This window comes from Pseudomonas fluorescens (assembly GCF_902497785.1).
In the GTDB taxonomy this organism is placed as follows: domain Bacteria; phylum Pseudomonadota; class Gammaproteobacteria; order Pseudomonadales; family Pseudomonadaceae; genus Aquipseudomonas; species Aquipseudomonas fluorescens_BO.
Map to the genome: position 1 here is coordinate 71,372 of NZ_CABVHK010000004.1, position 18,513 is coordinate 89,884.

Annotated in this window: 13 protein-coding genes and 1 pseudogene; 3 read left to right on the forward strand and 11 right to left on the reverse strand. The window is 61.9% G+C overall.

Going from position 1 to position 18,513, the window contains the following annotated elements; genetic code table 11:
- Positions 1–25 precede the first annotated feature (25 nt).
- Both F8N62_RS07345 and F8N62_RS07350 read left to right on the forward strand, forming a co-directional pair.
- A complete protein-coding gene (locus tag F8N62_RS07345; RefSeq protein ID WP_150710323.1) occupies positions 26–1,699 on the forward strand; it encodes a nitrite/sulfite reductase in 1,674 nt (557 codons plus the stop codon).
- Positions 1,696–2,175, forward strand: a complete 480-nt coding sequence (locus F8N62_RS07350; protein ID WP_150710324.1) for a DUF934 domain-containing protein — start codon at positions 1,696–1,698, stop codon at positions 2,173–2,175. Before F8N62_RS07345 ends, F8N62_RS07350 begins: the two co-directional genes overlap by 4 nt.
- A gap of 138 nt (positions 2,176–2,313) precedes the next feature.
- Here F8N62_RS07350 and F8N62_RS07355 read toward each other — a convergent pair whose 3' ends face one another.
- On the reverse strand, positions 2,314–4,662 hold the full coding sequence (locus tag F8N62_RS07355; RefSeq protein WP_150710325.1) for a tetratricopeptide repeat protein: 2,349 nt from the start codon (positions 4,660–4,662) through the stop codon (positions 2,314–2,316).
- Between the two features lie 215 nt (positions 4,663–4,877).
- Here F8N62_RS07355 and F8N62_RS07360 point away from each other — a divergent pair, with 215 nt between their 5' ends.
- Positions 4,878–5,549 (forward strand): DUF3313 domain-containing protein, encoded by a 672-nt coding sequence (locus F8N62_RS07360; RefSeq protein WP_150710326.1) that lies wholly within the window; start codon positions 4,878–4,880, stop codon positions 5,547–5,549.
- 107 nt (positions 5,550–5,656) lie between these two features.
- On the opposite strand, the gene F8N62_RS07365 is transcribed toward F8N62_RS07360, so the two are convergent.
- The 10 genes and pseudogenes from F8N62_RS07365 to F8N62_RS07410 all read right to left on the reverse strand — a co-directional run bounded on the left by F8N62_RS07365 (position 5,657) and on the right by F8N62_RS07410 (position 18,513).
- The gene (locus F8N62_RS07365; protein WP_150710327.1) at positions 5,657–8,170 is read right to left on the reverse strand and encodes a fused MFS/spermidine synthase; all 2,514 of its coding nucleotides are present in this window, start codon (positions 8,168–8,170) and stop codon (positions 5,657–5,659) included.
- A gap of 201 nt (positions 8,171–8,371) precedes the next feature.
- Positions 8,372–9,952, reverse strand: coding sequence for an arylsulfatase (locus F8N62_RS07370; protein ID WP_150710328.1), 1,581 nt, complete (start codon positions 9,950–9,952; stop codon positions 8,372–8,374).
- A 69-nt stretch (positions 9,953–10,021) separates the two neighbouring features.
- Positions 10,022–11,044, reverse strand: a complete 1,023-nt coding sequence (locus F8N62_RS07375; RefSeq protein WP_150710329.1) for an HAD family hydrolase — start codon at positions 11,042–11,044, stop codon at positions 10,022–10,024.
- Positions 11,041–12,447: a BatD family protein gene (locus F8N62_RS07380; RefSeq protein ID WP_150710330.1), complete on the reverse strand. Its 1,407-nt coding sequence runs from the start codon at positions 12,445–12,447 to the stop codon at positions 11,041–11,043. The genes F8N62_RS07375 and F8N62_RS07380 overlap by 4 nt, the downstream gene beginning before the upstream one ends.
- Positions 12,444–14,024 carry a VWA domain-containing protein gene (locus tag F8N62_RS07385; RefSeq protein WP_150710331.1) on the reverse strand — a complete coding sequence of 527 codons (1,581 nt, stop codon included), beginning with the start codon at positions 14,022–14,024 and terminating at the stop codon, positions 12,444–12,446. Before F8N62_RS07385 ends, F8N62_RS07380 begins: the two co-directional genes overlap by 4 nt.
- A gap of 1 nt (position 14,025) precedes the next feature.
- Positions 14,026–15,018: a vWA domain-containing protein gene (locus F8N62_RS07390; RefSeq protein ID WP_150710332.1), complete on the reverse strand. Its 993-nt coding sequence runs from the start codon at positions 15,016–15,018 to the stop codon at positions 14,026–14,028.
- Positions 15,005–15,589 carry a DUF4381 domain-containing protein gene (locus F8N62_RS07395; protein ID WP_150710333.1) on the reverse strand — a complete coding sequence of 195 codons (585 nt, stop codon included), beginning with the start codon at positions 15,587–15,589 and terminating at the stop codon, positions 15,005–15,007. Before F8N62_RS07395 ends, F8N62_RS07390 begins: the two co-directional genes overlap by 14 nt.
- Positions 15,586–16,515 (reverse strand): DUF58 domain-containing protein, encoded by a 930-nt coding sequence (locus F8N62_RS07400; protein ID WP_150710334.1) that lies wholly within the window; start codon positions 16,513–16,515, stop codon positions 15,586–15,588. The genes F8N62_RS07395 and F8N62_RS07400 overlap by 4 nt, the downstream gene beginning before the upstream one ends.
- A 7-nt stretch (positions 16,516–16,522) precedes the next feature.
- Entirely contained in the window at positions 16,523–17,503 is a 981-nt protein-coding gene (locus F8N62_RS07405) for an AAA family ATPase (protein ID WP_150710335.1), read from the reverse strand.
- A 62-nt stretch (positions 17,504–17,565) separates the two neighbouring features.
- Positions 17,566–18,513 (reverse strand): annotated as a pseudogene (locus F8N62_RS07410) (transporter).

The following is an 18,513-nucleotide window of genomic DNA, read 5'->3' on the forward strand; positions in this document are numbered from 1 at the left end:
CGATCAATCCTGATGAGGTAGCCACATGTATCAGTACGACGACTATGACCGGGCGCTGGTTTTTGAACGCGTTGCGCAGTTTCGCGATCAGGTCGAACGCTATATGGCGGGCGAGTTGAGCGAGGAGGAATTTCTGCCATTGCGTTTGCAGAACGGCCTGTACCTGCAAAAACACGCTTACATGCTGCGCGTGGCGATTCCCTACGGCACCCTGAGCGCCCGGCAAATGCGCACGCTGGCGAGCATCGCCCGGGATTACGACCGCGGTTACGGGCATTTCACCACCCGGCAGAACATGCAGTTCAACTGGATCGAACTGGCCCGGGTACCGGACATTCTCGAGCGCCTGGCCGGGGTCGAAATGCATGCGATCCAGACCTCCGGCAACTGTGTGCGCAATATCACCACTGAAGCCTTCGCCGGGGTGGCCGCAGACGAACTGATCGACCCGCGGCCATTGGCGGAAATCCTCCGCCAGTGGTCGACGATCAACCCGGAATTCCTGTTCCTGCCGCGCAAATTCAAGATCGCCATCTGCTCCGCCGAGCAGGACCGCGCAGCGATCATGATGCATGACATCGGCCTCTATCTTTACCCCGGCGCCGATGGACAGATGCTGCTGCGAGTCATCGTTGGCGGTGGTCTGGGACGCACGCCGATCCTTGGTTTGCAGATTCGCGAAGGCTTGCCGTGGCAGCACTTGCTGTCCTACGTCGAGGCGGTGCTGCGGGTCTATAACCGCCACGGCCGGCGCGACAACAAGTACAAGGCGCGGATCAAAATTCTGGTCAAGGCGCTCGGTATCGAAGCCTTCGCCAGGGAAGTGGAGGAGGAGTGGCAGTACCTCAAGGACGGCCCGGCGCAATTGACCAGTGTTGAATACGAGCGCGTGGCCAGCGCCTTCGTGCCACCGGATTATCGGGCGCTGTCCAGCACTGACCTGGAATTTGGCACACGCATGGCCGAGCACCCAGCCTTCGCCCGCTGGGTGACGCGCAACGTCCAGCCACACAAAGTGCCAGGCTACGCCAGTGTGGTGCTGTCGACCAAGCCGGGTATCGCCTCGCCACCGGGTGACGTCACCGGGGAGCAAATGGACGCCGTGGCCGCATGGTCCGAGCGGTTCGGCTTTGACGAGATCCGGATCGCCCACGAACAGAACATCGTCCTGCCGGATGTGCCGAAGGCAGACCTGTTCGCACTTTGGACCCTGGCTTGTGAGCATGGCCTGGGCAGCGCCAATGCTGGTTTGCTCACTGACATCATTGCCTGCCCCGGTGGCGACTTCTGCGCCCTGGCCAACGCCAAGTCGATCCCGATCACCCACAGCATTCAAGCGCGCTTTGAAGACCTGGACTTCCTGCACGATCTGGGTGACATCAGCCTCAACATTTCCGGTTGCATGAACGCCTGCGGTCATCACCATATTGGTAACATCGGCATTCTTGGCGTCGACAAGAACGGCAGTGAGTGGTACCAGATCACGCTGGGCGGCGCCCAAGGCAAAAACAGTGCGTTGGGCAAGGTCATCGGCCCGTCCTTCAGCGCCGTGGAAGTGCCTGACGTTATCGAACAGATCATCGCGACGTTCGTGCGTTACCGTGAGAGTGAAGAACTGTTCGTCGACACGCTGCAGCGCATCGGTCTGGAGCCGTTCAAGGAGGCGGTGTATCCGAAGCTGCTGGAGGTCTCGGCATGAACAATCTGCTGCGGCTGGAGGCCGGTGTGGCGCGGATTGTCAGTGACGACCCGTGGACGCTGATCCGCGATGCCGAGGCCCCACGGTCCACCGCCCCGGTCATTTTGCCGATGCTGATTTGGCTGGAAGGCCGGCAAACGGAGGGGGTCTGGCTGGGGCCGGACGATGAGGTGGAGAGCCTCAAACCGTGGTTTGCGCAGTTGCCGTTGATTGCCCTGGATTTCCCCAGTTTTCGGGACGGGCGCGCCTATAGCCAGGCGTACTTGCTGCGCACCCGACTGGGCTGGACCGGCGAATTGCGCGCGGTGGGCGATGTCCTGCGCGATCAACTCAGCCACATGCGCCAATGCGGTTTCGACAGCTTTGCAGTGCGCGAAGACAAGTCTGCCGAAGATGCCCTCAAAGGGCTGGCGGGCATGAGCGTGTTGTACGGACGTTCGGTGATTGAACCGCGGCCGTTGTTCCGGCGGCGTTGAAGGGTGGCCGGGTGGAAATGATTGTTGCCTGCGCTGGCCCCATCGCGAGCAAGCTCGCTCCCACAGGGGTTATGCGTCGTTCACAAATCCGCTGTGGGAGCGAGCCTGCTCGCGAAGGTCCTCCGGCTCAACCCCGAATCACTTCAACGCCGGGTCCCCCATGTTCATTTTTTTCCAGCCCTGCAACAGCACCTGGGCTTTCGGTTCCTGCCCGTTGTTCAGGTAATACTGGATCAACGCCAACCGTGCATTGCGATTGGCCGGTTGAGCTTTAAGCAGGCGCTCCAGCTCTTCACAGGCCTCATCGACCTTGCCGCTGTCGTGCAACGCTACCGCCAGCACGTAACCGTATTGCGCGTTTTCCGGCTCAAGTTGCGCCGCTTTGCGCAGGGCGGTCATCGCCCGATCCGCTTGCCCGGCCCGAATCAGCGACAAGCCTTGGGTATGTTGCAGCAGGGCCGCGTCCGGGTGCGCTTTCAGGCTTTGCGCCAACAGCGTCTGCGCTTCCTGGCCGCGTCCACCAGCTTCCAGCCACTGCACCAGCGTCACCAGCGCCGGGTAGAAGTCCGGATCACGCTTGAGCGCCGTGCGCAGCAGTGTTTCGACTTCACTGCTGCGACCGCTGGCCTGATAGAGCATGGCCAGGTTCAGGTTGGCTTCGGCGCGCTCGGCCAGGCTCTTTTGTACCGCTTCATACTCGGCAATGGCTGCATTCCAGCTGGTTTGAGCACTGCCCAACCCATCACGGGCTACGCCGAGCAGATCCCGGGCGGCGGCGATGCGCACAGCCTTGACCGGATCAGTCAGCAATGGCGTCAGCAACGGCGCACGTTCTGGCGGCGGCAGGAAGGCGCTGATCGCCCGCACCGCACTTTCACGCACTTGCGGCGCCGGGTGGCGCAAGTCCTGCGTCGCCAGCTTCAACGCCTGTTCGCTCGGGTACAGCGGTAATTCGGCCAGCAATGTCGCGCGTTGAATGGCCGGCAGGTTGCTGCGTTGCAACTGCTCATACAAGGCTTGCGCCGCGCCAGGCTGCCCGTTGCGAATCAGCCACAGGCTTTCATCGTAGCGGGGCGCCTGCGCGGCGGTGGAGGTGTTCCAGCGTTTGAATTGCTCGGTAACTTTATCGCCGGCCTTGCCCTGATGACAGGTCAGGCAAGCGTCCGGCGTACCGAGTTTTTTCGCTCGCTCGGGGTTGGGAATGCTGAAGCTGTGATCGTGACGGAAGTCGTTGCCCATGTAGAACTTGCCGGGCATGTGGCAATCCACGCACTGCGAGCCCGGCTGGCCCTCGGCGTGGCGCGTGTGTTCGATGGATTGGTAATTTTTCGCTTGCAGGCCCTGGCCATCGACACCGGCCACCGAAGTCTTGCCGGCGCTGTTGTGGCATTGCAGGCAGACGCCGTTGCCCTCGGCCTTGAGCTGGTTGCTGTGAGGGTTGTGGCAGTTGCTGCAGCGCACACCTTTGTCGGACATTTTGCTCTGGGCGAAGGAGCCGTGTTCGAACACCTCATCCTTGATCTTGCCATCCAGCGCATACAGCTCGCGGGTCAGGGGGCTTGGCAGGTAGTCATCCATCAGCCGTTTGCCGACGGTAAAGCCATCGCCGAGCGGCGCGCGTCGAGCATGGCAGCGGGCGCAGGTTTCGATCTCTACGGTGGCGTCCTTGTCCTTGAGGTCGACGGCAAAACCGGCGTGAATCAGGTCGCTCTTTTTCGCGCTCCATTCAAGGTGACTGGAGGCCGGACCGTGGCACGCCTGGCACCCGACGCCGAGACTGTTCCAGTGGCTGTCGAAGGTGTTATTGGCCGCGTCGAAGTTGCGCTTGTAACCGGTGGTGTGGCATTCGACGCACATGAAATTGGCGTTCTGGCTTGGTTTGCTCCAGTGCAGCGGGTCCTTGAACGTCACACCCTGGCCGGGGTAGAGGTGAAACCAGCGATGTTTCTCGGTATCCCAGGCCACGCCCAGCGCTTGCAACCGGCCTTCGCCAACCTCGATCAAATACTGCTGCAACGGTGCGATACCAAAGGTGTAGGCCACCTTGAAGTCGGCGTTCTTGCCATCAATGCCCGGCGTATTGACCCAGTAGGTGTCGTCCTTGCGCGAGAATCGGGTGGTTTCGTTTTCCGCCTTGAACGTGACGTTGTTGAAATCCCCCAGCACGGTATTTTCGTTGACAGCCTGCATCGCCAATTGGTGATGCGAACCCTGCCAATCCTTCACCTGCGCGCTGTGGCAGCCCTGGCATTGCTGCTCATCCACCATCGTCGCCGGGGCCACGCTCACCGGTTGGGGTTTCACCGCAGCCGTGACGGGAGTACTGGCCGGCGTGTACGCCGCCGGTTTGCTGCTCATCAGAAACCAGCCGATGCCCGCGATGGCCAGCAGCAATACGCCGATAAGCACGGGAAACAAAGAGCGATTGATCAAGGTCGTTGGCACATCAGGGGTAGAGGCGGGCGCTTTATTTTTATGTTTCGGCATTGCGACTTCCAGGGTCCGGGTGCGTTTGCCGTCAGGCGCGCGTTTTCGCTCGATGCAGCTTTACCGGAGGGAGGGCAGCTGTCAAATGACGGTGAGGCTCTTGGGCACCGGTGGGAGATGAATATTGTGATTTTCCCCAACAAAAGGCGGCGCATTGGCTATACCTGTAACATTCGTTTCCAAACCGTTGTCGACCGCCTTACAGGAGTTACCGCATGAAGTTTGCATTAATGATGAGCACGCTGTGCATTGCCTCGATCGGGGTGGTGGGCTGCGCCAGCAAGACGGTAGAGCCGGATGAGTACTCGGGCTTTCTCAAGGATTACAGCCAGCTCAAGGAGGCCAAGTCGCCTTCCGGGGCGGTGGTGATGCGCTGGATCGATCCGAAGGTCGACATCAGCAAATACACCAGCGTCTACGTTGAGCCGACCCAGCTTTATCCGAAGCCGCAGCCGACGGCGAAAATTCCCCAGACCACGCTCAATGGCATCACCAGTTACTACGATCAGGCGCTCAAGCGCGAAATCAGTAAATCCCTGCCGCTGGCCACCGGTCCCGGCCCAGGTGTGATTGTGATGCGTGCGGCAATCACTGCGGTCAGCAGCAAGACCGAAGGCTTGAAACCTTACGAGGTGATTCCGATTGCGCTGGTGGCCGCGGCGGTGAGTACGGCCAGCGGGATTCGCGATCAGGAAACCGACCTGGCTACCGAAGCGGTGTTCCTCGATGGCGGCAACAACAAAGTGTTGGCCCAGGTGGTGCGCAAAGGCACCGGCAAGCCACTGGAAAACGAAGCTCAGGTGATGAAGGCCGATGACGTGAAAGGCGTGATCGATGGCTGGGCAGCGGATTTGCATCAGTCGTATCTGAAATTGAAATCCAAGTAATGCGCTGAGGCTGATGACCCCATCGCGAGCAGGCTCGCTCCCACAGTGGATTTGTGAACGACACATGACCCCTGTGGGAGCGAGCCTGCTCGCGATAGCGGTCTGCATCACTCCCCGACAAACCACCGGTAATACGGATTCCCGCCATCCCCGCGCATCACTTCGCGAATATCCCGGGCCCACGCATCACGGTCGCCGTCATAGGCATGCAGGCTCGCCCGATAGAACTGCATCAACCTCTGCTGGTGCGCATTCATCCGCTCGACAAACCCCGCATCGGCGTTCACCAACGGTGGCGCCACCCGCAAATCCAGCAGCGCCGGCAACACGCGGCTGATCTCTTTGGCCCGCACCCAAGTTGCGTACTCGATACGCGGCCGATCGTCGGTCACCGGCAGTGCGTCGGCGGCGAAACGCTCCAGCCCCGCGCGATCAGTCACCCAGGTGGCGAGCAATGCCGCGGCGGAGCCAATGCCCACATCCTGCAAAGTGCTGCGCACGCTGTCCTGCTGGAAGCGCCCGTTGATCTTTGCCGCGTCCAGTTCAATCGGCTCCATCGAACCCACCAGCAGCATCTCGTGGAACTCGCTGGTCCACAGCGTGGCGTACGGGAAGACATCGAGAAAGCTGCGCACCAGAGCGCGCGAATCATCGATGTTCTGCGTCGGCAGCGGCAGCCACTGAGCGACCAGGCCTTGTTTCTCCAGGCGACTGGCGGCCAGTTGGTAGAAGTCCCGGGAGTAAAGATTAACCACGCCAGCGGCGGAGGGCGGCGGCGGTTCGAGGGTGATCAAGTCATAGCGTTGCGGATTGCGCAGCAGTTCCTGGCGCCCGTCGCGCAGGCGAACGTCGACACCGGAATCGGCAGCGGCATTGAAATTGCCTTTGAACAGTGGCGCGGCGTTGACCACAGCGGGCAGCAACTCGGCCACCACTCGGTGCTCCAGACCCGGATAGCGGGTCAGCGCGCCGGCGGTGATGCCGGTGCCAAAGCCGATTACCAGCGCCGAACGCGGTTCGCCAGTGTGGATCAGCAGTGGCAGCAGCGCCTGAATGCGCATGTAACGCAGGGACGGCATGGCGTCGCCGGTGTTGGAGACGCCCTGGATGTACAAGCGCTGGAAGGCTTTCTGGCCCTTGCCTTGGGTGACCACCGCCACGGTCCCACCGCGTCCTTCTTCGTAGAACGCCAGTGTGGCGTTGCGGGCACCGGGCAGCAGGCTGGCGAGTTTGTTCACCGGGGTAAACACCGCCACCGCCACCGACAGCAGACCGATGGCAACCACCGCCTGACGGCGGCCTTTCTTCACGCCGTGGGCTTTGCGCACGGCGAAATAACCAATGCCGGCGGCGACAATCGCCAACAGCCCCAATGTCCGCACCAGCCCCAACAACGGAATCAGCACAAACCCACAGAGCATCACCCCGATAATCCCGCCGAGGGTGTTGAAAGCGACCACGGCGCCGACATCCCGCCCGACCTGCTCACGGCCGACGCTCAGGCGCAAGGCCAGGGGGAACGCCGCGCCGAGCAACAGGGTGGGCACAAACACGATGCTCAAGGCCGCCACCGCAAACCGGGCACTCATGCCCGCCAGTTCACTGGCGCCCAACGACAGGACCGAGGATTCGGCGAGGCTTTGGGCAACGATCAACCAGCGTCCGAGCAGGGCGATTTCCAATAACGCAATCAGGCCGGCACCGGCGATCAGCAAGCCGAACACACCCCACGGATCGCGAATACGATCGACCCGACGGGCCAGCAGCATGCTGCCCAGAAACAACCCGGTGAGGTACGTCGCCAGCACCACGGCAAACGCGTAGGTGCGGGTGCTCATGAATTGCACGATGGATTGCGACCAGACCACCTCGTAGCCGAGGGCGACGCCACCGGCAATCGAATACAGCCACAAGGCCAGTCGGTCGGGGCTTTTGCTGGCGGTGTGTTGCGCCGGCGCTTCAATTGGCAACGGACGATGACGCTGGAACCACAAGGCACCTGCGGCGGCCAACAGATTGAGCATCGCTGCCGCCAGCGCGCTCCCGCGAACGCCGAGGGTGGCGATCAATACAAACGCGGCGAGCAGCGTCCCGGCGATGGCCCCGGCGGTGTTCGCCGCGTAGAGCTGGCCGCCAGCGTTGCCCAGGTGCTGCGGGTCGGTGGCCAGCGAGCGCACCAGCACCGGCAAGGTGCCGCCCATCAACAGTGCCGGAATGCCCACCAGCGCAAACGGCAATACCCACGCGGCCAGCCCGACGTGCTGCTCCAGCCAGGCAAACGGGCTGGCCGCTAGACTCATCGCAAACGTCGCGCTAACACCCAGCACCGCCACTAACACTTCCAGCCCGGCATACAGCAACACCGGTTGCTGCAAACGATCCGCCCAGCGCCCGAACAGCCATCCGCCGAGTGCCAACCCGGCAAAAAACGCGCTGATACCGGTGGTGATCGCATAAACCTCGACGCCGACCACCAGCGACAGCTGCTTGATCCACAGCACCTGATACACCAGCGCGGCGGCACCGGAAACGAACAGCAACAGGGCGGGGATCAGCAGCGCCGGGGTGCTGACATGAGAGGCGGGCAGGGCCGACGACTTGCTGGCGACGCGTGAGGACATGGACTTATTGCCTTGCACAAATATCGAATTGAACACCAAAACCCGTAGGAGCTGCCGCAGGCTGCGATCTTTTGACTTTAGCGATTATGGACGACGCCCAAGATCAAAGGATCGCAGCCTGCGGCAGCTCCTACATAGGACCGGTGCACATTGCATAAAAAGGGCCGCTCGCCGGTGAGGGCGAGCGGCGGTCGAGCGGTTTTACTGTGCAGCTTTCATTTTTGCTTCGATTTTGGCGTCCACGGCAGCACGGACCTGATCGATGCTGAAACTCGCTGGTTTCTGGCTCGGCGGATACTCGACAAAGGTTTGCAGGAATTGTGCGGCCCGGGCGGATAACCACGATATGAGGTAGGCGTTTTTGGACGTGAAGTCGTAATACTGATCGGAAACCACATCGGCGCGTTCATACGGATCCATGCGCAGGTTAAAGATTTTCGGTACGCGCAGGCACACAAACGGTTCAGCCCAGACCTCGAAACCACCCGGTTTGCGTTGTTCGCAGAACACCGCTTTCCAGTTTCCCGAGCGCATGGACACCAGCACGCCATCATCGTTGAAGTAGAAAAACTCCGTGCGCTCACTCTTCGGTGATTGGCCTGTCAGGTAGGGCAGTTGGTTGTAGCCATCCAGATGCACCTTGTAATTGCTGCCGCCCGACGTCGGTGCCCAGCCCTTGAGCAGCTTGTCCTTGACGTCTGTGTCGCCGGCAGCCGCCAGCAACGTCGGGAACCAGTCCAGGCCCGAGAACATTTCGTTGGACACTTCGCCCGGTTTGATTTTGCCCGGCCAGCGCACCATCGCCGGAACGCGGTAGGCGCCTTCCCAGTTGGAGTTCTTCTCGTTACGGAACGGCGTGGTTGCCGCATCCGGCCACGACCACTGGTTCGGACCGTTGTCAGTGGTGTAGACCACGATGGTGTTGTCAGTGATTTTCAGGTCGTCGAGGGTTTTCAGCAGTTTGCCGACATCCCCGTCATGTTCGAGCATGCCGTCGGCGTACTCGTTGCCCGGCATGCCACTCTGGCCTTGCATGGATTCACGCACGTGAGTGTACGCGTGCATGCGCGTGGTGTTCATCCAGACAAAGAACGGTTTATCCGCCTTGGCCTGTTTCTCGATAAACGCTTGCGCGGCGGCGGTGGTTTCGTCGTCGATGGTTTCCATGCGCTTGGTAGTCAATGCGCCGGTGTCTTCGATCTTGCCGTCGGCGAAGCTGTGGATCACACCCCGCGGGGAGTTGGCCTTGACCCATTCGGGGTCGTCTTTGGGCCAGTACGGCCGCTGCGGCTCTTCTTCGGCATTGAGGTGGTAAAGGTTGCCGAAGAACTCGTCGAAGCCATGGTTGGTTGGCAGGTATTCATCCCGGTCGCCCAGGTGATTTTTACCGAACTGGCCGGTGGCGTAGCCCTGGGACTTGAGTGCCTGAGCTAGGGTGATGTCGCGCTTCTGGATGCCCACGGGGGCGCCCGGAACGCCCACCTTCGACAGCCCTGTGCGCAACGGCGTCTGCCCGGTGATGAACGACGAGCGCCCTGCGGTGCAGCTGTTCTCCGCGTAATAGTCGGTGAACATCATGCCTTCCTTGGCAATCCGGTCGATGTTCGGCGTCTTGTACCCGACCACGCCCATGGAATAGGCACTGATGTTGGTCTGGCCGATGTCGTCGCCGAAGATCACCAGAATGTTGGGTTTTTCGGCGGCCCCGGCAGTTGCCGAAATCGCCATCACCGAGGCTGCCACCAGGGCGAATTTCGGTAGCCACTTGCGTATGCGAGTCATCTGACTTGCTCCTTTTGCGCGGTGTCGCGTGGTGCGACGAACGTTATTGCGGTCCTGCGTTACGCTTTTCTATTGCACTTGCCCAGGTGCGGCGGATTCAAACGGATAGACCCGGCGCCATTCGGACGCCATATCCACAATAGTCCAGCCTCGGGTTTTTGCTTCGTCCAGCGCCTTGTCCAGACGCCCGATGTCGGATTGGCGGTCGTAGGCCCATTCGCGCTTGGCGTCGGTGTGATGCACCAGACCCATGAACCGTTTGCCCGGCCCGGCGGCCGTCCACTGGAGCATTTGCAGATCGCCGTCGGAGTTGCCGAAGGCGAGGATCGGTCGACGGCCGATCACTGTGTCAATACTTTCCGGTTTGCCCGGGCCGTCGTCGTTGTGCGCCAGTTTGGGCATGCGCACGATCGAGGCTTTGCCGTCCTTGTATTGAAACTCGGTGACGAAGCGGGTGCCGATCACCTGCTCGGGCGGGATGCCGTAGACCTGCTCGGCGAAGGCGCGCATGAACCCGGTGTCGCCACCAGAGACGATGTAGGTCTTGAAGTCCTGGCTGCGCAGGTAGTCGAGCATTTCCAGCATCGGCTGGTAGATCATTTCCGTGTAGGGCTTGCCGGTCTTCGGGTGCCTGGCCTGACTCAGCCAGGTCTTGGCGTAGTCGTCGAAGGCTTCGGTGGTCATGCCGCTGTGGGTGACGCCGACAATTTTCTTGAGGCCGTCCATGCCCGTCTCGGCGAGCGCCTTGTGATCATTTTCCAGCACGGCTTTGAAGGGCTGGGTGGTTTTCCATTCCGGGTGCTGCGGCGCGGTGCGCTTGACTTCATCCAGGGAAAACAGCAATTCGAAGTACATCGGCTGCTCGCTCCACAGCGTGCCGTCGTTATCGAACACGGCGATGCGGTCGGCGGGTTTGACGAAGTCCTTGCTGGTTTGATCGGTGACCGTCTGCACAAACTCGATGATGGTCTTCTTCGCCGGGCCGTCGTTCCATGAGGGCAAGGGTTCATTGGCCTGCGCCAGCAGCGGAAGGGCCAATGCGAACAACAAGGCAAGTCCGTAGCGGTGGGGAAGGGAGTTCGGGTTCGTCATGGGAAATCCTTCTCGGGGACGGGGTTCAAGGGCCGTAGTGCTGAAGGGGGAGGTGCACGGTGATGCGAGGCCTGACTATGCAGCGTAGCCAAGGATTGTTTGAGTTGACGCAGCGCCTGATCTGCGGCCGATGGGTTGCTGTAAACCACGCGTAACAGGTCCTGCGGGCGCGGACCGAGGGCGCTGAGTTTCAGGCCGCCACGGCTGCGTCTGAGCCACAGGTACAGCGCGCTGAGTTGCGCGGGTCTGGCGTCGATTTGTGCCGGGATCTGTCGCCACGCGTAATCGGCGGATGCCAGCCAGGCGGCCTGTCGGGCCCGGCGTCTGGCTTGCGCAGCGTTGTACGCGCGACGCGCAAATGGACGCGCGAGCCAGCCGAGTAGCACGACGGCGGACAGCAGCGCCAAGACAACCAGCCAGTGCCCGGAGAGGTGTAAGCGGCTTTGTTGACCCAGTTTTTGCAGGTCTTCGGTGATGGAGAACACGGGTTTGTAGGCGCTGTTGGCGACGGCGTCGACGTTCACGGCGGGCACTTGCGCGGTGCGGGTTTGCTGGCTGCCGGCGTCCCACCATTTGACCTCGACCGCCGGCAGGGTGTGGCGGCCTTCGGTGTCGATGCGGTAAGTCACGGTGTCGATGCGCTGGCCGCCGGTGAAGTTGCCCCGGCCGTCGTCCAGCGTACTGACCTGTGGGGCTTTCAGGTAACGGCTGAGACCGGCGCCATCCCCCAGCGGTGGCACGGGCAGCGCCATGGCGAGGGCGCCGTCGGCCTGCAAGGTCAGCACTCGGGTAAGGCTGTCGCCGACCTTCAGCGGAGTCGCCGAGTTGATCACTGTTTGCGTGAAGCGCAGGGCTTGTGCGACCAGCACCGGCTCACCGGGCTTGAACCCCGGCGGCTGCGTGGCGCTGAAGTGCAGCGGCTGGCTTTGCGCACTCAGGGGCGCGCTGGCCTGGCCGGGAGTGGCACGCACGGTCAGCGGCGGAATGTCGAAACCCTGGGCCAGGTTTGGTGAGATGCGGTAGCTGTAGCGCAGGCCGTTGAACGACTTGCCTTCTATTGTCTGGTTGATGTGTTCGGCGTGGCCGTCTGGCGGCAAGACCAGCGCGCCGGGGAGTTTGAGGTCGGGCAGGGTGGGGGCGTCGGTAAACCAGGTGTCGGTGAGGACGTCGAGCTGCAGCTCGAGCAGGCCGCCGACCATGATCGGGGTGGCGGGTTGCAGGTGGGTCTGGAGGCGCAGTTCAGGTTCGGCGGCCAGCGCGGTTGAGGTGATCAGGCAGCAGAGTAAGGTGCCGATTTGTGTGGTGAGTGAGCTGATGCCTTCGCGAGCAGGCTCGCTCCCACATTGGATTTGTGTGCGCCCTGTGGGAGCGAGCCTGCTCGCGAAGGCCATCACTCGGTTCATGGCTTGCCCCCCGCCTGATCCTGCAAACTGAACTTCTGCTTCAAAAACGTCGCCGGTGAAGTCGTCAGGTTCTGCAACCACAACGCATCCGACGTCGCCTGTTCGGTCTGCACAGCTTTGCTCTGCCCCTTGCCCGGCGCCTTGTCCATTTTGATTTCGTCGGGCTTGACCTCGGGGGCGTTCTGCTCGGCGCTCTCGGTGTCTTTCTGCAAGGCCATGGCCAACGCCAGATTGGCGGTGGCCTCTGGAAACTGCGGCTGCAACTTCAGCGCCTGGGTGTACGCCGCAATCGCCTGATCGAACTTGAAACGCCGCACATAAATGTTACCCAGGTAGAAATACGCCTGGGGCGTCTCCAGACGCGCAAAACTTGCCAGCGCCACGTCGAAATCCGCCGCGTTATAGGCGGCAATGCCTTTCCAGTACGGGTCGTGGAAGAGCGCGGCAGCCTGGGGGAAATGCTCGTGTTCGAAAGCCCAGCGGCCTTGCTGGTCCGGGGTGAAAAACGCGTCGGTCAAGGCATTGGCTTCGGCGCGGGTCGGCTGGAATCCAACGCTCAGCGCCAGCAACATCCCGGCCATCCAGTTCAGGCTCCAGCCCTTGCGCACGCTAAAGAACGCGATCAACAGCAGTGGCCAGCACAGCCAGTAACCGGCGTCCTTCCAGTGCAGTTCGCGTTGCTCATCACTGGCCGCCTGAAAATGCTGCCGGGCGTGCAACTCGATCCAGTCCAGGTCATCGGCATTGAGCGTCAGGCTGCCCAGCGGCGCATCCGTGGCTGAAGCCAGCTGCTTGAGCGCGGCCTGATCAAAACTGCCGAGCGCGGGGCGACCATTGCTGTCGGTGCGTGGCTGGCCATTGGCGTCGTGGATGATCCCGCCGTCCTCGCTGCCAACGGCGAGAATCAGCACTTGCAGTGCGCTGTCGTTCAGTTGCTTATCCAGGCCGCTAAGTTGCGAGGTGTCTGCACCGTCCGTAATCAGTAACAACGTGCCGGGAGTTTTCTCGGCGGCCAACAGACGTTTCGCTTCATCGATGACCGCGCCGACATTTTTCCCCGGTCTGGCTATCAGGTCGGTGCTCAGCGCTTGAATGAAGGTGTCGAGCAACGCCGGATCATCGGTCGGCGGCAACACCAGATGGGCGCTGCCGGCGTAGGCGATCAGCGCGTTGCGCGCACCGGCACGGCGCTGGATCAGGTCGTGCAGTTTGTGTTTGGCCGCTTCCAGGCGACTGGGCGCGACGTCGCTGGCGTCCATGGACGGCGACAGGTCGATGGCAATGATCAGCGGCGCACGGTTCTCGAGAAAATCCGGGCGGTCCTGTTCCCAGGTCGGGCCGGCAGCGGCGATGGCGCCCAGCATTAACACCGCGCAGACCAGATGCACGGGCCGAAAGCGCTGTTGATCCTGCGGGGTTATCAGCAAATGCGGCAACAAGTGCGCGGCAATGTTGCTGCGCAAGCGCCGCCGCAAATCACGACTGCGACGCCACAGCACGGGAAGCAACGCGGCGAACGGCACCAATACGAGCCACAGCGGACGCAGGAAATGGAAGTCACTGAGGTTGATTTCCATCTCAGGCCTCCTGCCGCTGTCGGGCGAGTGTCAGGTGCGGACGGAGCAGGGCGCCAAGGTGGTAGAGCGCCAGCAATGCGGTGGCGGCACCCAACGGCCACCAGAACAGATCCTTTTTCGGCTGGTGGCTGAGGGTTTTCACCTGATGCGGGGTGAGGGTGTCGAGGGTGTTGTAAACCTGATCCAGCGCGTTACGGTCTTCGGCGCGGAAGAATTTGCCGCCCGTGGCGTCGGCGATTTGCTGCAAGCCTTGCAGATTGACCTTGGCTTCACCTTCTGCGGTGGGGTCGCCGATGCCGATGGTGTGAATCACCACACCTTTAGCCGCCGCCATCGATGCGGCGTGATCCGGGGTAATGGCGCTGCTGGTGTCGTTGCCGTCGGTGAGCAGGATCAGGACTTTTTCCCGTTCACGGGCCTGATCGAGCAACTTCAGGCTCAGGCCAATCGCATCGCCGATGGCGGTGTTCGGCCCGGCCATGCCGATACCGGTGTCGTCCAGCAGCAGCGACAGGCTGGCGTGATCCAGCGTCAGCGGTGCCTGCGGATAAGCGCCGCTGCCGAAGACGATCAGGCCCAGGCGATCATCTTTGCGTTTGTCGATAAAGCCGTGGACCACTTCCTTGACGGCGGCCAGGCGATTGATTTTCCGCCCGCTGGCATCGGTGAAATCGGTGGTTTCCATCGATTGGGAAATGTCGATGGCCAGCATCAGGTCGCGCACCGGTTGCTGGCGCTCGATGGGTTTCTCCACCAGCACCGGGCGTGCAACCGCCAGCAGCACCAGCGCCCACACCAGCAGATTCAGCAGTAACTGCCAGCGATTGCTGCGGGTGCCCACTGCGCTGGGTGCCTGGCCGACCGCGCGGCTCATTGCGCCAAAAAACGGCACCCGCACCGCGCTGCGCGCTTCGCGGTAATCGGGCAGAAAGCGGTAACCCAACCACGGCAACGGCAGCAGCAATAACAGCCAAGGGTAATCAAGCTGCCACATGATGATGCTCCACCCAGCGTCTGCAGGTGTCGAACAACTGCTGACGCTGATCACCGGGCAATGCCAACAAAGTCGCATCGGGGGCGTAGGCCAGCTGTGCCAGTTGCTGGCTGAAATCCGCAGGCAATGGCTGGGCGCTGTGCCGCTGCAAAAAAACCTGCCAATCCGTTCCCCCAAGTACCGCAGGACCTTGTGGGAGCTGGCTTGCCAGCGATGGCGTCCGTAAGGGCAGTGCAAACTTCAACGGCCCCATCGCTGGCAAGCCAGCTCCCACAGGGGTTGTGATCCGGGTTGAGGGCATCGACAGGGCTACGCGTTTAAGCAGTTCGGGAAGTTCGCGCAGGGCACTGATTTGATCAGCGCTACTTTGCAATTCCGCCAACCGCACCAACGCCTCCCGCCGGTACCGATCCCGCCGCCATTGCCAATACCGCCGCGCGCCGACCCCCAGTCCCGCGCCAATCAACAGCGCCAGCAACACCCACCAACCCCACGTCTGCGGTGCGTAACTGACCGGTGCCGGCAGGGCAATTTCCTTGAGTTGTTCGATGCTCGGAATGTTCGGGTTCATCGTCGACGCCTGCCCAGTTCCGTGCGCAGTTGCTCCTGCGCTTCGGTCGCGGTGCTGAACATCATCAGCGGCACCTGACTGCGGCGCAGCAGGGTGGCGACGTCCTTGAGGCGACCGCTGAGAAAATCCCCCAGTGGCTGATGAACGTTGCGTTGCTCCACCGCCAGCTCCACTTGCAGCTGACCTTGAGTAATCAGCAAGCGGCCGTTTTTCGGCAGATTCAGCGCCAGCGGGTCGTAAACCTGCATGGCGATCACATCGTTGTGCGCCGCCAGTTGCCGCATCAGTTTGAGGGTGCGTTCACCCGCGCCGGCAAAGTCGCTGACGATGCAGATCAGGTGGTCGTGACCGGCCACCGCCAGGCAGTGCTGCAAGACGTTGTCGAGCTGGTCTTCGCCCTCGGCATCCGGGTTCGCCGCGTTTAATGCCTGGTTTTGCTCGACGATGCGACTGCACAACGCTTCGATGCGTTTACGGCTGCGTAGCGGCGTAATCGCGTCGATGCGTAAATCGTTGAACACCAGCCCACCGACCCGGTCACCGGCGTTGAACACCATCCACGCCGCCAGTGCGCCCAGTTCGGCGGCGAGGGCGGATTTGAAGCTGCGTTGCGAGCCGAAGAACATCGACATGCGCTGATCCACGAGGATCAATGCCGGCCGGTCGCGCTCCTCGGTAAAGGTGCGCACCACCGGTTTGCCGGTACGCAGCGAAGCCCGCCAGTCGAGGTGACGCAAATCGTCCCCCGGTTGATAGCGGCGCAGCTCATCGAAATTCAACCCGCGACCGCGCAACCGCGACGCATGGTTGCCGGCGAGGATGCTGCCCTGCGGCTGACGCGCGAGAAAACTCAGGTCACGGGCCTTGAACTCCAGTGCCATCAACTGCGCCAGAGAGACATAGACCAGACCGTCAACACTTTCCATTTCAACCTCAGGCCGGGATCGCGACTTTATCGAGAATGCGATCCAGCACCTGATCGGCGCTCACACCGTCAGCCACCGCGTCATAACTCAACTGCAACCGATGCCGCAGCACCGGATGCACTACGGCGCGGACGTTGTCCGGCGAGACAAAATCCTGCCCCTGCAACCACGCATCGGCCCGGGCGCAACGGTCAAGGCCGATACCGCCACGCGGGCTGGCGCCAATGGCGATCCACCGCCCAAGGTCGGCGTCGTAATCGGCAGGATGGCGAGTGGCGTTGATCAGGTCGATCAGGTAGCGGTCGATGGCCGGAGAGACGTGCACCGCGCTGACTTCCCGGCGCGCGGCAAAAATCACCTCTTGCGACAACGCGAAACCCTGCATCGGGGATGTTTTGGCGCCCAACGCAATTTCTTCTTCACGCAACAGCCGCAGCACCTGGCTCTCGTTTTCCGCGCTCGGATAATCGAGCAGAACCTTCATCAGAAAACGGTCCATCTGCGCTTCCGGCAGCGGGTAAGTGCCTTCCTGTTCAATCGGGTTTTGTGTCGCCACCACGATGAACAACTCCGGCAGGACGTGGCTGTTGCCGGCCACGGTGATCTGCCGCTCTTCCATCGCTTCGAGCAGCGCAGCCTGCACCTTGGCCGGCGCGCGGTTGATTTCGTCCGCCAGAATCAGGTTGCCAAAGAGCGGGCCGGGCTGAAACTGGATCTCGTTCCTGCCATCGATCTGGTGCAGCACTTCGGCACCGGTGACGTCCGACGGCAGCAGGTCGGGGGTGAACTGGATGCGGCTCATTTTCGCGTCCAGATGTTTGGCCAGCGCCTTGACCGTGCGGGTCTTGGCCAGGCCCGGCAGGCTCTCCAACAGCAAATGGCCGTTGGCCAACAGACCGAGCAGAATCTGCCGGATCACCTGATCCTGGCCAAGCACGGCTTCGGCGATGCTGGCTTGCAGGGCGTTGAGATCATTGAGTGCAGTCATGGGGGCTCACTTTCTCTTTGAAAACCGTCCGGGCGCCGGCGCCAGTCGGGAACTGATCATGTCTAGAAAAACGCCAGGGTCAGGTTGACGCTGAAGCCATTGCCTTCAGGCCGGTTCTTGGTGTCGAACTCCGGCACCCAGCGGGCGTTGACGCTGGCCTGGGCGTCGGCGAATTTGCCCGCTCAGCCCACCGTCGGCCCGGCACCCACCGAACGCCCGCGAAAGCCGCTGTTGGCGCCTGACCCGGAGTCGTCGGTGAGCTGCTGGATGTACCCGGCCACCATCCCGGCGTTCCAGCCGTTGCCGAGGCCATGGGTCCAGAGGGCATCGAGGGTGAAGAGGTTGCCGTTGCGGTAATCGGTGGCGTCGTTTTCGGTGTAGATTTCCAGCCCGCCGGACAGGGTGAACTCACCCCCCTTGCCGTCGAGATGGGTGAAGGCCACCGTGGGCATGAAGGTGTAATTGTTCTGTCCGGCGTTGGCCAGGCGATTATCGTTGTAGGCACCGGTCGGCAGGTAGATCGGCAGCGACAGCGAGAGGTGATTGACCTCGTCGAAGTGATAGCCGGCAGCGATCGGCGTCACCAGCATGTCGGCGAACTGGGTGCCGGTGTCCCCGGTACCCAGCGTCCGGCCGCGCGGCCCGGTGATGCTCGCCGAAATGTCGGTGTACTGCACGGGTATGCCGAAGGCCGACGCGTAATTCCAGCGACCCTTGCCGGTGTCCCAGACATGGGTGAAGTTGGCCATGGTGTAGGAAACTTTCAGGTCGATGCCGGTACTCAGGGCGCCAACGATGGGCACCTGGACGTTGCCCTTGAGCTCGCCGTCATACCAGAAACTGCTTAACGACATGGCCCAGCCGGGTTCAGGTGGCACGATCCCGGCATTGGAAAATACCCCCAGGCCGGTCATCGGCCGGCCGCCACCGCCTTCTGCCGCCAGCAGCAGCGGACTGCCGCCGATAATGCACAGCGCTAACAAAGGACGTACTACAAAACGCCTGACCAT

Excerpts from the sequence above, each read along its gene's own strand:
- F8N62_RS07375 (WP_150710329.1), bottom strand. The coding sequence starts at position 11,044 with ATGACGAACCCGAACTCCCTTCCCCACCGCTACGGACTTGCCTTGTTG.
- F8N62_RS07390 (WP_150710332.1), bottom strand. The coding sequence starts at position 15,018 with ATGTGGCAGCTTGATTACCCTTGGCTGTTATTGCTGCTGCCGTTGCCG.
- F8N62_RS07345 (WP_150710323.1), top strand. The coding sequence starts at position 26 with ATGTATCAGTACGACGACTATGACCGGGCGCTGGTTTTTGAACGCGTT.
- F8N62_RS07350 (WP_150710324.1), top strand. The coding sequence starts at position 1,696 with ATGAACAATCTGCTGCGGCTGGAGGCCGGTGTGGCGCGGATTGTCAGT.
- F8N62_RS07405 (WP_150710335.1), bottom strand. The coding sequence starts at position 17,503 with ATGACTGCACTCAATGATCTCAACGCCCTGCAAGCCAGCATCGCCGAA.
- F8N62_RS07370 (WP_150710328.1), bottom strand. The coding sequence starts at position 9,952 with ATGACTCGCATACGCAAGTGGCTACCGAAATTCGCCCTGGTGGCAGCC.
- F8N62_RS07355 (WP_150710325.1), bottom strand. The coding sequence starts at position 4,662 with ATGCCGAAACATAAAAATAAAGCGCCCGCCTCTACCCCTGATGTGCCA.
- F8N62_RS07400 (WP_150710334.1), bottom strand. The coding sequence starts at position 16,515 with ATGGAAAGTGTTGACGGTCTGGTCTATGTCTCTCTGGCGCAGTTGATG.
- F8N62_RS07380 (WP_150710330.1), bottom strand. The coding sequence starts at position 12,447 with ATGAACCGAGTGATGGCCTTCGCGAGCAGGCTCGCTCCCACAGGGCGC.
- F8N62_RS07360 (WP_150710326.1), top strand. The coding sequence starts at position 4,878 with ATGAAGTTTGCATTAATGATGAGCACGCTGTGCATTGCCTCGATCGGG.
- F8N62_RS07365 (WP_150710327.1), bottom strand. The coding sequence starts at position 8,170 with ATGTCCTCACGCGTCGCCAGCAAGTCGTCGGCCCTGCCCGCCTCTCAT.
- F8N62_RS07395 (WP_150710333.1), bottom strand. The coding sequence starts at position 15,589 with ATGAACCCGAACATTCCGAGCATCGAACAACTCAAGGAAATTGCCCTG.
- F8N62_RS07385 (WP_150710331.1), bottom strand. The coding sequence starts at position 14,024 with ATGGAAATCAACCTCAGTGACTTCCATTTCCTGCGTCCGCTGTGGCTC.